Genomic DNA, 15128 nt, shown 5'->3' with positions numbered 1-15128 from the left:
AGAAAATCGAATTGAGCGTTGTGTTAGAAGGTATATAAATTATTTTTTAAAGTTAAGATATCTGCTCGAGTCCTTTTAAACATCTTCAAAATTTTTAAGTTCTTTTTTTACCTTAAAACATTCCGTGCAGTTTAAAAAGTCTTTGATATGGCTTGCGTAGTTTATTTTTTTATTCCATACCAGATAGATATTGCGGTATTGGTGGGGAACATCTCCTAACTCAAAGGCTATCAGTTTTTAATTTTTTACCATGTCTTCAACTGCTATTCTCGATATAAAAGATGTACCCAAGCCTTCTGCGGTCAACTGCTTTATTACCTCAGTGTCGTTTATCGAGGCGCTTATATTTATCGAATCTAAATCTATCTTTTGAGATTTTAAAATCAGCTCCATATTTTGCTTGACGGCCGAGCCTGCTTCACGGATAATAAAGGGTTCTTCGGCAATACGTTTTAAGTTGGGGTTTGATTTTTTTAGTTTTTGGTAATAAGAATTATTAGCGCTTATAAATACAAATTCGTCTTTATAAATGGGAAGAAACTCGCAGTTTTCATCTTCTGTTTTCATTCCGACAATGCCTATATCGACGGTATTTAGAGAAACCTTTTTTATTGTTTCAAGGCTGTTTTTTTCTTCAACCTTTATATAAATGTCGGGATGCTTTTTTTTAAACTCCCTCACTATGGAAGGAAGAAGGTAGCCTGCCGGAATGGTGGATGCTCCTATGGTTATAACCTTCCTTTCAGGATGGATAAATTTTTCTATTATCTTGTCCCTTTCGGCGAGAATAGTTTTTGCTTCGCCGTAAAGTTTATTTCCGGCTTCAGTTAACTTTAGCTCTCTTGTAGAACGCAAAAATAGAGGCGTATCGAGCTCTTCTTCAAGCTGCTTTAAGGTAAGGCTGACTGTGGGCTGAGATATGTTTAACTCGCTTGCCGTAGTCGAAAAACTTAAATTTTCCACAAGTTTGATAAATATTTCAAGCTGCTTAAATTCCATAAAAAGCTCCTTTTATTTTAATTTTTATTTTACATCCATTACAAATACACCTTTCCAACCGGTCTTGGGAGGAAATTCCTCATAATGAGCTATCCGCTTTAAGAAGACCTTAGATGGTGCATCGTTATATTTTTCTGCACATTCCAAAAAGTATTTTTCTGCCATGTTCCATTTTCTTTTTCTATAATATGAAAGACCTTTTTCAAAAAGGTGTTTTATATCTTTAATATGTTCTAAGGGAATCTTTTCTGTAGGTTGAAGAATTTCAAAGATTCTTACAGGCTCCGTTTTTCCTTTTACCGTAACATAGTCAAGCTCACGGCAGATAAAACTGTCATCCAAATTTTCGTATACTGATTCGGAAATAATCGATCTTGAAAGATATTCTTTATTAGCTCCTTCAAGGCGGGCTGCAAGATTTACCGTATCTCCTATTGACGTAAAATCCTTACGGGTTTTGGAACCTACCGGTCCGAATACTACAGGACCTGAGTTTATACCTATTCCTATAGAAACTAAAGCAGAACCTTCTTTTAAAGCCGCCTTCTGTTCCCTCCTCATTGCCTTGCGTATTTCCATAGCAGCCTTACATGCGTTGATTTCTTTTTTAGGTCCTGAGAAAAAGGCCATAATTTCATCGCCGACATATTTATCGACATCGCCGCCGTTTTCAAAAATTATTCTCGTTTCAATATCCAAATAACGGTTTAAAATCGCGATTACATCTTTAGGCTGCATATTTTCGCACATGCTTGTAAAACCCCGTATATCGGTAAATAAAAAACATAAATCTCTAGTAGTACTTTTGCGTAAAATATTTTTTTCAGCATTTTGAAGAGTATGAAAAGATACATAGGGCAAAATCCCTCGAATCAGTGAAATAATATTTTTTAACTCTATAGAGAGAGTCTTTATTTCATCATGGGTTTTGATATTTTCTTCAAAAATAAGCCGTTCTGCTTGAATTGATGCACTGCTTGACATCATATCCCGAATAATATTTGCAGTTTGTCTGATGTTTCCGCAGAGAAAAATAATCGGATTTGCAATAAAGTCTGCAAGAAATAAAGTTATAATTATTGAAGCATAGAAAAAAACGGCAGAAATTGATAGAACAAAAACCTTTGCCTTAAAATACGGACGATTTAAAATTTCTTTTAGGTAAGTAACGACGGAAAATCCTACAAGTCTTTGACCTTCCTTCCTTTGAAAAGTTACCGGATATACATAGATACATGTAGCTTTATTTTTGTTGTAAATAGGATTACTAGCAGTAAACTCATTTTTGCAGTGTTCTATATAACGGGCGGCATCTTCTGCTCTTATAACCTTTTCTTCATCAGGTATATTTTTTACCTGACCGGCAGCCGTCGTATAGGAAAACACATCAAAATCGGGAAGCCCCGAAGAGGAATTTATTTCTTCAAGAAAAACAGGGTTTTTACTGCTTGTTGTTATAATATCGACCCTCTGAAAAGGAAATGGAGCAGAAAGGTTTGTTTTTTTTATCCCTTCAAGAAAGGCACTTATCTTTGCATGAAGACCGTCTGAAAAACTATAGATTGCTGCAGCCTGTTCCGCTTGATTTTTACCCGTATTATTAACATTTTGAGTAAGAAGTACTTTATAGTTTCTTAAATCCGTATAAATAAAAGTTGAAAGAATTACCAATATTGTAAAAAGAATAACTATTGTTATTTTTGTTTTTATATGAGATCTTCTTTCTCTATTTTTTAAGGTATAAATGGATTTTTTAAATAATTCTTTAATATTTAATCTTTCTTTTTTTTCAGTATCTTCAGTCTCTTGTTGTATTTTTTCTTGCCGGCTCTTTAACCGTGCCATCATCTTTTTATACGAAGCTTTCTTTTTTTGTTCTTCTTCGAGTAAAAGTCTTTTATATTCTGTATATGCACTGTTTTGAGTTTTAATAGAAATAATTCCATGAGCAATCAAAATGATATGAAAAACAAGGGCTCCAAAAAAAGCAAAATATGTCAGAAAACTTAAAGACTTAAACCAACGCAATGTATTAGCAAAAGATACCATTCCTGCAACCGCTGTTGATAGGTAAAGCGTTACCGTTATTAACAAAGTTAGGTAAACAGCTGTTTTAGACATCTTTTTCTGAAAAATAGAAACCAAAACAACTATAAAACTTATGGGTAGTACAAAAAAGGAAAAGCAGCTTATATAAAAAAAGTTAAGACCTTTGTGAACAACACCTGAGAACAAAACAGTAAACGGATAAAGATTTATTGCATCCTGTTCTTGATTAAAAAGGTTCATCTTATCCATTCCAAATGGAAGAAACATAAGAGCCGCAAGAGATATAAGAGATATAATTCTCTTTGTATTGGGATGATTATAAATAAAATCCCATATTTTTTTTATCTTTTCATATTCAATCTTAGTCATCTTGCATCCTAATAGAAGTATTACAACTTTAATTCTATAGTTTACATATGTAAACGAATTTTGTCAATAGAATAAATTTCTTTATTATTTTTTATACCATAATTTAATCATATCTTGACAAAGGCATTAAGTTTAAGCTAGACTATCTATGTCTTTTTATGAGGAGGTAATCTTATCTTTAACATAGCATAGGAGTTTTGCAGTTTTATTAACTTGTAAAAGCTCCGCCGTACTTCAATTTAAATATTATTCTCAAATTTTATAAAATAAGGAGTATTGCTATGTTTAAGACATTTTTTATCTTTGTTAAACTTTACATAAAAAGTTTAGCCCTCGTACTAAAAGCGGGCAAAGTTAATGCCGTGCTGCTTTTATTGATTATACCTTTCCAAGCCCTTCTGCCGGCTGTTCTTATAGCTTCTTCAAACAGTATTATAAATGCAGTTGCCGAAAAAACGGGCGAAAACCTTATTCTTTTGCTGACGGTTTGGGCTATAGCCTTTCTTTTGTCGAATATTTTAACACCTGTGTACACAACAGTGCAAGGATTTTTAACCGACAAACTCACACAGTATTTGAACATTTCTTTAATGAATAAATCAAAAGAAATTACAAGTCTTTCAGTCTTTGAAGACAGCCGTTTTTATGATAATATTGAAATTCTTTCAAGCGAAGCAGGCTGGAGGCCGGTAAACCTTCTTGTATTCGGAGCAAGTATTATAAGCTCTTCCATTACGGCAATTTCAATGTTAGTACTTCTAGCAGATTTTAGCCCCTTGATTGCCCTTTTGATGTTCCTTGCTATAATTCCGCAAAGTCTTATCTTTTACCGCATACAACAAGAAGCCTTTGAAGTACTCGTTTCAAATAGTGCCGACTCACGAAAACTAAGTTATTATTCAAGCTTGCTTCTTTCAAAAGAAAATATAAAAGAAGTTCAGCTTTATAATCTCTATGATTTTTTTATTGAGAAATACACTGACAGCTTTCAAACGATAAAAAAGAACTTGGGCAAAAACCGCTTAAAAAAACTTGCCGCCTCAGTTTTCTTTTTAAGCTTTACCGTAATAATAAGCATTTTTATTTTCAGCCGTCTAATAGAAAAAGCTTTTTCGGGCAGCTTGTTGATAGGAAGTATTCTTATCTTTTCTTCGAGCATAATATATACAACCCAAAGTATTTCCCGCCTTGTGGAAGATTCAAGCCTTCTTTATGATACCCTTTTGTACATGCAAAAATATTTTAACTTTCTTTCAATTCAGGAAGAAAAAAACAAAACATCACAAGAATTTAAAACCGAGCCTTTTAAGTGCATTGAATTTAAAAATCTTTGTTTTAAATATCCTTTAAGCGAAGGTCTTGTGCTTGATAATATTTCTTTTTCGGTTAAACAGGGAGAAAAAATTGCAGTTGTCGGTGAAAACGGTTCAGGGAAGACCACATTGATAAAACTTTTTTGCAGATTTTATAAACCGGCAAGCGGAAAAATTCTTTTCGATAATACGGATATAAAAGATATTGATATCTTAGATCACCGAAAGAGAATCGGAGCCGTTTTCCAAGACTTTGCCCGCTTTACTCTTACTTTAAGAGAAAATACGGCTCTATCTTCCTTAGATAAACAAAAAAATAACAAGCTGGTTTTGAATGCCCTTAAAAAAGCAGGTCTCAGTTTTGAGCTTTCAAAAGGCGAAGATTCCGATTACAATCTTGATTCAGACCTTAATTTGGAAACTCTTCTGGGAACATCCTTTGAAGGCGGAAGAGATGTTTCAGGCGGTCAATGGCAAAAAATAGCAATTGCCCGAGCCTTTTTCGGCTCATTCGATATTCTTATTTTAGATGAACCGACAGCCTCGATAGATGCAAAAGCCGAATTCCAAATCTACGAAAAGTTTTTAGCCCTTACAAAAGGCAAAACCGTCTTTTTTGTAACTCATCGTCTTTCGACCGTCAAAAGGGCTGATAAGGTTCTTCTTTTAAAAAAAGGAAAAATCTACGGCTTTGCTCCCCATGAGGTTTTAATAAAAACCAATGCATATTATAAAGAACTTTACAATATGCAGGCAGAGGCTTATAGAGAGTAAGGCTTTATTCAACCATCAATTTTATATTATCAACAACAGAATTTTGCATATAATTGCTATTGACTATATGCATAAACTATAATAGAATTCATAAACCTTATACACCACTAGGAGACCAAAATGGAAATACTTTTAAAATCTTATAGGGGCAAAATTGAAGACCTTTATACATTCGGTTCAATCGCCGTAGTCGATAAGGACGGCAAGATTGTATATTCGGCAGGAGATCCAAAGGAAGTATCCTTTCCGCGTTCAAGTGCAAAACTTATTCAGGCTCTGGTGCCTCTTTCATTGGGTGCCAAGGAAAAGTTCAATCTAAGCCATGAAGAAATAGCTCAAATCTGTGCTTCCCATTCAGGCGAGGATTTTCATATAAAAACCGTAGCGGGAATATTAAAAAAAATCGGGCTTGATGAAAGTGCCTTAAAGTGCGGCCCTCACTACCCTTTTAAACCGGAAGTAGAATTGAGAATGAAGGTAAATAACGAAAAACCTCGCGATATTCACAATAATTGCAGCGGAAAGCATTCCGGTATGCTGGCAGCAGCCGTATTGATGAAGGCTTCTACTGGCGATTATTACAAGCCTCAGCACCCCGTTCAGCAAAAAATACGGGAAATGATAGAACTGATTTGCGATTGCAAGATTCCCGATGATAATATCTCGGTTGACGGCTGCGGAGTTCCGGTTCACTCCCTGCCCCTTTACAATTTTGCATTCGGAATGGCAAGGATGGCCGACTATAAAAACCTGCCTCAAAATTTATCTACCCATGCGAAGGACATAATAGATTCCATAACAGCCTGTTCCGAATACACTTCCGGCACGGATAGAATAGACCATCTTTTGGTCAAAAAATATCCCGGAAAACTTGTTGTAAAATCGGGAGCAAACGGATATTTCGGCGGCCTTTTACCCGATAAAAAATACGGCATTGCCGTCAAAACCTATGACGGAATTTCAAAAACCAGAGATATCGTTTTGGTTCACTTGTTAAAAAAACTCGGTGTAATTGATAAAGCCGATTACGAATATTTTGATAGCATTGCCGATAAAAACATCAAAAATCATAGAGGCGAAATAGCAGGAGAGGTTGTACCCCAGTTTTAAATTCTCAACTCATAAAACGGCAGTTTGAACAGCCTAGAATATGAACCCGTTTTTTCCCTTTTTTTCGGTCAAAGTATCTTGCAATTAGATGAGCTTCATTTGGAACAGTCTTATGGCAAACAGGGCATTGGCGCTGCACATCTTTTTCACAGCTGGGATAACAATGCGGACAGCCGTATATATAGCATAATCGATCATCCGCTCCCGGATACACAGCCGATTTTACCTGTTCATCTCTAGCCAAAAGTGTACCGCAAACAGGGCAAACTCCTGGGGACCCTTTTTTTCCTGTTTGCCTGATTTTTTTGCCGCTTGCATGTTTTGAAGATGCACTGAAAAGAACATAAGCAAATACAATTAAAAAAAGGCCTATAAAAACTAGTATCATCCATGATAAAGGCTGTAAATCCGTCATAAATACATCATACACCTTTTTTTCTATTGATTCAATACTAAAACTATGATATAATTAACAAGTGGGAATTTTATTTGTGGTTGCCACTCCTATAGGCAATCTAAAAGATATCAGTTTTAGAGCTTTAGAGACTTTTCAAGAAGCCGATTTTATCGCCTGTGAGGATACGAGGCACACCTTGGGCCTTTTAACTCATTATGAAATTTCAAAGCCTTTGATTTCATGCAGGGCTGTAAATGAAGCCGCAGCCTCCGAAAAAATTGTAAAACTTTTAGATGAAGGAAAAAAAATAGCCTATGCAAGCGATGCGGGAACACCGGCAATCAGCGATCCGGGTTCTATTTTAGTAAGAACGGCAAGGGAAGCAGGACATACAATAATCCCGATTCCGGGAGCTTCAGCCTTTGGTGCTATAATGAGTATAGCTGGAACCTACGACAAAACAGTAGTGTTTGAGGGTTTTTTGTCGCCTAAGGCCGGAAAACGAAAGCGAAGGCTTCAGGAGCTATTTGACTTTGGGGCAGGCTTTGTTTTATACGAATCCCCCTATAGAATCGTAAAGCTCTTAGCCGATATTGCCGAAATAGATAGTAGCCGTGAGCTTATTGTAGGGAGGGAGCTTACAAAACTCCATGAAGAGATTATCAAGGGACAGGCTGCTGAAGTTTTAAAAAACTTTGAAAAAAGACCCTCGATAAAAGGAGAATTTTCTGTTTTTGTTACAGGAAAATAGATTTTTGTAAAAATAAAACCTTAACTTTTAACTAAGATTAACCGATAATCGGTTAGGAAGGCAGGAAAATATGATGATAGAAAAATTGGGCGGAATTGATCCGATCAAAAACTTACAAAACACTCAAAAACCGAGAAAAATAGAGATGGTAGGAGCTTCTGATTCAATACAAGTGTCTCCTGAGGCTCAAAAACTATCAGAGATTTATTTTGCAATGGATGCAGTAAAGGCTGCTCCGGATGTCCGTCAGGAAAAAATAGAAGAAGTTAGAAGAAAATTTCAAGATCCTTCATATATAGACAGTGTTTTAGATCAAACAGCAGATAAAATCCTAGATTCTTTAGGGTTTTAATTAAATATTTTTATTAAGGACATGGGCTTGCCATACAAACAAGTCAATTTAGCTTAAATATCATCTTTACAAAAACAACAAAGGCTGCAAACTCCTATGAGTTTACAGCCTTTTTTATTTGGTTTTCGTACATCGTTGATAGTTTTTATTGATACATTATAAGGTATGGGCGAGGGTTTAAGTTAAAAACCTCCTGAGGGGTCATCATGGGCTGGTCATAACCGGCTCCAGCAACAGTCGGCTTTGAAAAAAGCTTAAAAGACTTAAGCGGAATATTTTTTGCAAGAGCATTATACGCATAAGAATCTTTCTTCAATTGAGGAGAACCGAAGCCGTCCGCACAATGGATAAGCTGCACTCTTTCATAATCGCTTCTTACATTAGCCCTTTTTTTAATCATTATAGAATTAAACTGATGAATTACAAGCATTCTTCTGCCCGGAATATTATTTTCTTTTATATATTTATCCATAATTTCCTGAGCCTTATTTATCTCATCACCCGTAACGGAGCCGATTACCTTCATCGGTTCTGTTGTATGCCATTCGGGATCCAAGGCTAAATGCACATTTGGGTACTTCAAAAAAGGCAAAATTGCGTTCATAGCTTGTTCTACCGTATATTTTCCGATTTGATGGTCAATAAATACATACCAGCCCCTTTCGGCAGCAAATTCTATATATTTTTTTACAGTAGGCATACGGAGAAGACCTATGTCTCCACCCGGCCAACAGGTACCGTAAATTAGATAAAAAGCCGGAATAAGGCCTCTCTCATTGTTTACTTCATCATAAGTTGCTGCAAACTCATTCATAATCGGTTCGATTTCTTCAGGGGAATATCTGCCTAAAATACCCATAGTATAGGCCCCCGGTTTTCCATAAAGAGCAAAAATATCATTATTTAATAAAACGGATTGCAGCTTTGATTCGTCAAATTTAAGAGACGCCTCCATTTCTTCTTTGGTTTTTGCGCTATAAATAAGGGAGTCCTTTTCATAGGGATTATCTTTTACCCATAAAGCCGAGGGAAACAAAGGATTCCACTTGCTTAAAAGAGAAGATTCAGGCTCATTTTTCTTTATATCTCCGGATTCGGAAGAAAAAACAGAAAAAAACAACAAAAAAAATAATGCATTAAAAAAAATTTTAATAAGAGGCTTTTTCATTAATATCTGTATCGGCTTAAAAAAAATAAGCTTTAACAGATAATTTTTAGTGAACCTATTTTTTTGAAGTCAAAGGTCCGGTATTTTAATTGATTTTTTTAACCTTTTCCTTTATACTTAATTAACGGTAGATATTTTAATAGAGAGATGCCTGTAATTATATGCTTTTATTTTTAGAAAATTTTTTGATAGTTCTTTTTTCTTCTCTTTTTGTACTTCTTAAAACCGGATCGTTTATAGTTATTCCCTGCTTTATGATATTTTTTTCTATGGGGCTTTGGAGCGGTATGATACACAGTAAAATAAAGCCTTTTATCTTTATCATCTTTGTCATATTTATAGCAGCATTCAATAAAAATCTTGCATTTTTTTCTCCCGTTTTTATCGCTATGAATTTAGAAGCCGAAGAAAATCAAAAGAACTTGTCCCTTATTTTTAAATTTCTTCCTTTGTTGTGTGTATTTTTTAATTTCGATCTTATTTTTTTCCTATTTACTTTGATTATATTCTTTTATTCGGGTGTTAAAGAAAACTATTTACTTAAAACATTGGAAGTAACCGGACTAAAAGACAAACTTGCCGAAAACAAAATTAATTCGGAAAAAAGAGAAAGAATTTTAGAAAACGAGGTTTTAAAAAACGCTGAAGTTTTAATCCTAGCCGAACGGAACAGAATTTCAGGAAGTCTTCATAACTCCATAGGGCATACACTTAGTGCCGGTATTTTACAGGTGAATGCACTAAAATATATTTCAAACCAACAAGAAGTAAAAGACAGCTTAAATATTTTACAAAATTCTTTAGAAAACGGTATGACCGAAATAAGAGAATGTCTTCATAATATGCACAACGATTCTTTTAATTTACAAACAGGCTTAGAAGAACTTGTTGAAAGCACAAAAAAAATTAAAATACAATTAACATATAAGGTAGACTCTATACCCTATGAGCTAAAATACGATATTTTTTCAATAGTAAAAGAAAGCCTTTCAAATACCATCAAACACAGCGGAGCAAGCGAATTGAATTTAAGCCTACTGGAACATACCGGCTTTTACTCTCTTATAATAAAAGATAATGGGCGAGGCTTTTCAGGGAAACAAATCAAAAATCTAAATTATGGAATAGGTTTAAAGGTTATAGCCGACCTTGTAGAAAAACATAGAGGTATAATTAAATTTTATTCCGAAAACGGATTTAAAACACATATCATATTTCCAAAAATAAAGGATGAACAAAATGCGGCTCATAATAGTTGATGATGATTGTCTTGTAGTTTCCTCTTTAAAAACAATATTAGCGGCCAATGGATTCGATATTATTGCAACCGGCTCAAACGGAAGCGAAGCTATTACCCTCTTTAATGAATATAAACCGGATATTCTTTTAATGGATATCAGAATGGAAAATATGACCGGAATAGAAGCAAGCGAAAAAATTCTAGCAGAACATAAGGATGCAAAAATATTATTGCTTACAACCTTTAACGATGAAGAATATATTACAAAAGCCATTAACTTCGGATGTAAGGGTTATATATTAAAACAAAATATAGATTCTCTAGTGCCTGCATTAAATGCTGTGGGAGCAGGGAGCATCGTATTCGATTCGGAGATAATATCAAAAATTCCTCAAACAAAACCGGCCCGCTCTCAATTTTCAGACGACTTAAATGATAGAGAAACGGATGTTTTAGAGTTGGTTGCTGACGGGCTTAATAATAAAGAAATAGCAAACCGCCTTAGTTTAAGCGAAGGAACTGTCCGAAATTATGTTTCTTCCATACTCGAAAAACTGAATTTAAGAGATAGAACACAATTAGTTGTATATTATTATACAAGATAGGAGGATCTTGATTGAAAAAGGAAAAAAGCAATAGTCAAAAATTTTTAGCTTGGTATGCAAGAGTTATTCAAGAACAAAAAAAAGGCCTCTATGACTTTAACCAAAAAATATATATCACGATTGTAAGTTTTGTAAATAATGACCTTTTAACTACTGCGGCCGCAGGGGCATATAATTTTTTAATGTCGGCTCTCCCTATTTTTATTTTAACATTAACTATTTTGCTCCGTGTCTTAAAACAAAGTCCTCAGCAAATAAAAGAAGCTATAAGAGCGCTTTCAATTTTTCAAAACACGGTTAATATTGACAGGTTTTTTAATTTTTTACTGAATATAAATAGCTTTTCTTTTTTTGAATTTATTGTTCTAATTTTTGTTTTATGGATGGCCAGACGTTTTTTTGCCACCATTCAGCATTCAATCAGAAAAGTATACCGTAAGAAAATAAAAATAACCCCTTTAAAGACCAGTCTTATAGTTATTCTAGGCGAAATAATTGTTGTCATTCTGCTTGTTTTTCTATTTATATTTTTAATAACGGGCTCTGCGGTATTTAGAAGCGATTTTGCTCAACCGGTTTTTTCAGCGAATTTGTTTAGTCTTTTAAGGAATCTATTTAGATTTATTCCCGTTATTTTTATGCAGCTATTTGTCTGTTTAATATATTATTTTATGCCGCCTATAAAACCTTCTTTTAAGACAGCCTTGCTTTCATCCGCAGCTTGTACCCTGTCTTATTATTTTATAAAGATATTTTTAATTTTTTTTAGGTCTACGGTTAAATTTACATTTGTATACGGCCTTTTTACAAATGTAATACTCATTTTAATTCAAGTCTGGTTTTTCTTTTTTTTCTTTGTGTTTTTTGCACAGTTTATGTATGTAAATCAATTTTTTAACAGCTTTATAATTTCACAGCTTTACAGGCTCCCAAAAGAAGATGCCCCCGGTTTTTTTAATCAGCTTTTAAGACATCTTTTTATAGAACCTCCCAAGGAATATAGAAAAAAAGCTATTGAAGTAAAAGCCGGCGAGGTAATATTTAACTACGAAGATATATCAAGCGATATTTACTACATAATAGAAGGCTCAGTAAGGGTTACAACATTAAATAAAATTTTAGATTTGGAAAAGGGAGACCTGTTTGGAGAATTCGCCTGTCTTTTAAATGGAAAAAGAACGGGCACGGCTATTGCGGTAACAGACTGTCTTTTAGCCGTTGTTCCTGAAAATCTTTTTTTAGAAGCGATTTCAATCGATGGAAATGTTTCAAGGCAGGCCTTAAAAATTTTAGCCGAATCTTTAATAGACCAAAACTGAAATTTAAAGAACCTCGAAGAAGCACTGCTCTTCGAGGTTCTTTTTAAACTTATTTCTTTTTATTAATCAGCTTTAAGGTATAGTTTCCTAAAAAACCTCCGCCGACAAGACAAATTAAAAATATCCATCCTGAAAGTGAAAAGTTTGCAATTGGGGTATACAAGGCACCGACATTGCATCCGTTTGAGAGCCTTGTTCCAAAGCCCATCGCAAAACCGCCGATTGCAAAAACAATAATATCTTTTACCCTAATTTTTAACTCCGATGTAAAGCTTTTTGTAAAGCTTCCTGCAAGAAGAAGACATATCGCAGTACCGGCCACAATACCTATGTTCTGAACAAAAACCGGATGCTCAAAGAAAGGCATTGTATAAGGCTTCGGTTTACCTCCGGTAAAAGCAACAATGGAATCAACACTCATACCGAAAAACTTTAACAGTCTTCCGAACCAAAAGCCAAAAGGAGTAGAGGCACCCCAACCTTCCTTTGTAACACCCATCAAAAGAGTAAACAAAACAGAAAGTAAAACAGCCCCCATAGTTAAAGACCAAGGTTCAACAAAAGGTTTTTTGTAAGTTGTTTCACTAAAAAATTTATAGTTATGTGTATCAAGTTCTTTTACTGCATCCTGATCTTTTTCGGAGCCTACACCTGAATATTTGTTTTGCTTTTTCCTTTTACTTTCATACATATATGAAATTACAACAACAATGCCTGCAAATAAAGCTGTTACAATGATTGCACCTAGATATCCGTCCTTTCCATTTGAAGCGAACCAATCGGGTATAAAGACACCACTGCCTGTTCCGCTTTTAAATAATGAATCTTTGATCCATGACTGTTTGGCCTGAATGGGAAGACCTACAAAAACACCTATTCCAAAAAATAAAAGAGTAATAAGAGCTCGCGGTAAACCCGTAACCAAGTCCGTAAGAGTTCCTGTTGCACAGCAAGAGGAATAACTCATACCGAAACCGAATAGGAGGCCTCCTAAGATTAGGCCTAAGTTGATAGGATTAATCCAAAGGTCATAGTTTTTAACGTCTCCAAAAATAAGAAAGGCAGAAGTAAGAATTGCAGAAATTACGAACATCAACATCAAAGCTCTCATAAGTTTGGTGGAGCCTGTTCGATATGCTCTGTTTACACTTCCTGCAAAGCCAAACAATGAACGGGTTAAAACATAGCCTAAGGCTATTCCTATAACCCATCTAAAAAATAACATATCCGTCTTTAATAAAGCGGAACCCAAAACAATGCTTAAAATCAGCACTGCAAAACCGATAATGTTTTCGATTTTTTTCATACAAAACTCCTTATAAACTATTATGTACTTTTTTCTTTTCGGCGGGTACCGAATCTATAAAATAGAAAACCCAGCAGCGTCCAAGCTATCAAAAAAAACATTGAGCCCTTTGTCAACTGTGCCGGTGAACCCGGAATTAAAAGAAGGCCTATAAATATCAAACCTATAAGACCCGAAAAAGCACACATCGTTTTTTCAAATAAATTTTTACCTTTTCTAATCCCTATTATACCCACATAGGTATAAGCCAATGCAGCCAATACGGAGGCCATATCCACAATCAAAATAATTACTTCTCGTCCTATCCATGGCCCTATTAAACTTACGCCCGCAATAAACAAAATTGCATTCGGGTATAAATTCTTATCGTTCTTTTTACCCAAAAAAGCCGGAGAAAGCTTTTCATTAGACAAAGCACCAAGCAATTTGCTGCTGCTTATCATAAAGCCGTTTATACCTCCGGTAACAGCCGAAAAAATTGCAATAAGTAAAAGGAAAAAGCCTATAGAGCCGGTCTTGCTTGTTACTGATGAGGCAACAGCCCACTCAACCTTAGCAGCTTCTTCAGGGCCATAGCTCAAAGCTCCTATCATGTTTAAAAGGCTGTATAGCAAGATGCCAAAAATTATGGAAATAATCGTAGGCAAATGTGTCTTAGACGGAGCAAACCCCAAATCGCAGGACACTTGCGGAACTACATCAAAGCCCACAAACAAAAAAGGAATTATAGCTATTATCGATGCGGTTTTTGCCAAAGATATTTTATTATAGCCCAAATAATTATCGGAAAAGACTTTCAAATCGCTTTTTCCCAAAATTATAAAAAATAAAACTATAACGATAAGCACAAGCGCAGAGCTCATGATGTTTTGTATCTTTGCACTTAAAGAAAGCCCTCTTAAATTGATTATAGTGAAAACTATAATCGGAGCTGAGGCTATAAGAATATCGGCAAGATAGACACTTGTTTGGCCGAAATCATACATATAGCCCAATAGCATCGCTTTACCGAAAATCTTACGCAATATAAGAACATAAGCTGTTGCATTTAAAGGTATCATGCTCAAATAACAAAGACTCAATGACCAGCCTACAACAAAACCGTGTACCTTTCCCATATTTGTCAAGGTATAGGAAAATTCACCGCCCTCGCCTACATGATTGCTAAGCATAACCTGATAAGCCTTTTGTATTACTATAACAAAAAGGCCACCTATACAAAGACCAAGGACGGTATTTATAACCCCCGAATTAGGTAAGAAAAGAGTTCCCGGCAAAATAAAAGAACCCCATCCGATAATTGAACCTATTACAAGATTTAAAACATCGAATTTTGACAGTCCCTTTACCTTTGCCGGTATTTTTTTATCTTTCAA

General features: G+C 34.9%; 12 protein-coding genes and 1 pseudogene. 7 read left to right on the top strand and 6 right to left on the bottom strand.

Annotated elements, in window-relative coordinates:
- Positions 1–75 precede the first annotated feature (75 nt).
- Together E4N78_RS00850 and E4N78_RS00845 are read right to left on the bottom strand one after the other, a co-directional pair.
- Positions 76–999, bottom strand: a pseudogene (locus tag E4N78_RS00850) (selenium metabolism-associated LysR family transcriptional regulator).
- A gap of 24 nt (positions 1000–1023) precedes the next feature.
- Positions 1024–3417 carry an adenylate/guanylate cyclase domain-containing protein gene (locus tag E4N78_RS00845; protein WP_255811227.1) on the bottom strand — a complete coding sequence of 798 codons (2394 nt, stop codon included), beginning with the start codon at positions 3415–3417 and terminating at the stop codon, positions 1024–1026.
- 281 nt (positions 3418–3698) lie between these two features.
- On the opposite strand from E4N78_RS00845, the gene E4N78_RS00840 reads away from it, so the two are divergent.
- Together E4N78_RS00840 and E4N78_RS00835 are read left to right on the top strand one after the other, a co-directional pair.
- On the top strand, positions 3699–5504 hold the full coding sequence (locus E4N78_RS00840; RefSeq protein ID WP_255811226.1) for an ABC transporter ATP-binding protein: 1806 nt from the start codon (positions 3699–3701) through the stop codon (positions 5502–5504).
- A gap of 120 nt (positions 5505–5624) precedes the next feature.
- The gene (locus tag E4N78_RS00835; RefSeq protein WP_255811225.1) at positions 5625–6614 is read left to right on the top strand and encodes an asparaginase; all 990 of its coding nucleotides are present in this window, start codon (positions 5625–5627) and stop codon (positions 6612–6614) included.
- Between the two features lie 4 nt (positions 6615–6618).
- On the opposite strand, the gene E4N78_RS00830 is transcribed toward E4N78_RS00835, so the two are convergent.
- Positions 6619–7029, bottom strand: coding sequence for a hypothetical protein (locus E4N78_RS00830; RefSeq protein ID WP_255811224.1), 411 nt, complete (start codon positions 7027–7029; stop codon positions 6619–6621).
- Between the two features lie 76 nt (positions 7030–7105).
- Between E4N78_RS00830 and rsmI the strand changes: the two genes are divergently transcribed.
- Positions 7106–7762: a 16S rRNA (cytidine(1402)-2'-O)-methyltransferase gene (gene rsmI, locus E4N78_RS00825; RefSeq protein WP_255812298.1), complete on the top strand. Its 657-nt coding sequence runs from the start codon at positions 7106–7108 to the stop codon at positions 7760–7762.
- A gap of 70 nt (positions 7763–7832) precedes the next feature.
- Entirely contained in the window at positions 7833–8114 is a 282-nt protein-coding gene (locus E4N78_RS00820) for a flagellar biosynthesis anti-sigma factor FlgM (protein ID WP_255811223.1), read from the top strand.
- Between the two features lie 145 nt (positions 8115–8259).
- Here the strand turns inward: E4N78_RS00820 and E4N78_RS00815 are convergent, their stop codons facing one another.
- Positions 8260–9282: a hypothetical protein gene (locus E4N78_RS00815; RefSeq protein ID WP_255811222.1), complete on the bottom strand. Its 1023-nt coding sequence runs from the start codon at positions 9280–9282 to the stop codon at positions 8260–8262.
- A gap of 161 nt (positions 9283–9443) precedes the next feature.
- On the opposite strand from E4N78_RS00815, the gene E4N78_RS00810 reads away from it, so the two are divergent.
- Genes E4N78_RS00810 through E4N78_RS00800 form a run of 3 tightly spaced genes read left to right on the top strand, consistent with a single transcriptional unit; the run spans position 9444 to position 12446 of the window.
- Positions 9444–10541 (top strand): sensor histidine kinase, encoded by a 1098-nt coding sequence (locus tag E4N78_RS00810; protein WP_255811221.1) that lies wholly within the window; start codon positions 9444–9446, stop codon positions 10539–10541.
- Positions 10522–11127, top strand: coding sequence for a response regulator (locus E4N78_RS00805; RefSeq protein ID WP_255811220.1), 606 nt, complete (start codon positions 10522–10524; stop codon positions 11125–11127). The genes E4N78_RS00810 and E4N78_RS00805 overlap by 20 nt, the downstream gene beginning before the upstream one ends.
- 11 nt (positions 11128–11138) lie before the next feature.
- Positions 11139–12446, top strand: a complete 1308-nt coding sequence (locus tag E4N78_RS00800) for a YhjD/YihY/BrkB family envelope integrity protein (RefSeq protein ID WP_255811219.1) — start codon at positions 11139–11141, stop codon at positions 12444–12446.
- A 49-nt stretch (positions 12447–12495) separates the two neighbouring features.
- Here E4N78_RS00800 and E4N78_RS00795 read toward each other — a convergent pair whose 3' ends face one another.
- Positions 12496–13752, bottom strand: a complete 1257-nt coding sequence (locus E4N78_RS00795) for a YeeE/YedE family protein (RefSeq protein WP_255811218.1) — start codon at positions 13750–13752, stop codon at positions 12496–12498.
- A 20-nt stretch (positions 13753–13772) separates the two neighbouring features.
- Positions 13773–15128, bottom strand: a complete 1356-nt coding sequence (locus tag E4N78_RS00790; protein ID WP_255811217.1) for an APC family permease — start codon at positions 15126–15128, stop codon at positions 13773–13775.

It is taken from the genome of Treponema denticola, from assembly GCF_024400535.1.
GTDB classification, from domain to species: domain Bacteria; phylum Spirochaetota; class Spirochaetia; order Treponematales; family Treponemataceae; genus Treponema_B; species Treponema_B denticola_C.
The sequence above is the reverse complement of the archived record's forward strand: the minus strand, read 5'-3'. Positions and strand labels throughout refer to the sequence as shown.

Excerpts from the sequence above, each read along its gene's own strand:
- E4N78_RS00815 (WP_255811222.1), bottom strand. The coding sequence starts at position 9,282 with ATGAAAAAGCCTCTTATTAAAATTTTTTTTAATGCATTATTTTTTTTG.
- E4N78_RS00835 (WP_255811225.1), top strand. The coding sequence starts at position 5,625 with ATGGAAATACTTTTAAAATCTTATAGGGGCAAAATTGAAGACCTTTAT.
- E4N78_RS00845 (WP_255811227.1), bottom strand. The coding sequence starts at position 3,417 with ATGACTAAGATTGAATATGAAAAGATAAAAAAAATATGGGATTTTATT.
- E4N78_RS00830 (WP_255811224.1), bottom strand. The coding sequence starts at position 7,029 with ATGACGGATTTACAGCCTTTATCATGGATGATACTAGTTTTTATAGGC.
- E4N78_RS00840 (WP_255811226.1), top strand. The coding sequence starts at position 3,699 with ATGTTTAAGACATTTTTTATCTTTGTTAAACTTTACATAAAAAGTTTA.
- E4N78_RS00820 (WP_255811223.1), top strand. The coding sequence starts at position 7,833 with ATGATGATAGAAAAATTGGGCGGAATTGATCCGATCAAAAACTTACAA.
- E4N78_RS00805 (WP_255811220.1), top strand. The coding sequence starts at position 10,522 with ATGCGGCTCATAATAGTTGATGATGATTGTCTTGTAGTTTCCTCTTTA.
- E4N78_RS00810 (WP_255811221.1), top strand. The coding sequence starts at position 9,444 with ATGCTTTTATTTTTAGAAAATTTTTTGATAGTTCTTTTTTCTTCTCTT.
- E4N78_RS00795 (WP_255811218.1), bottom strand. The coding sequence starts at position 13,752 with ATGAAAAAAATCGAAAACATTATCGGTTTTGCAGTGCTGATTTTAAGC.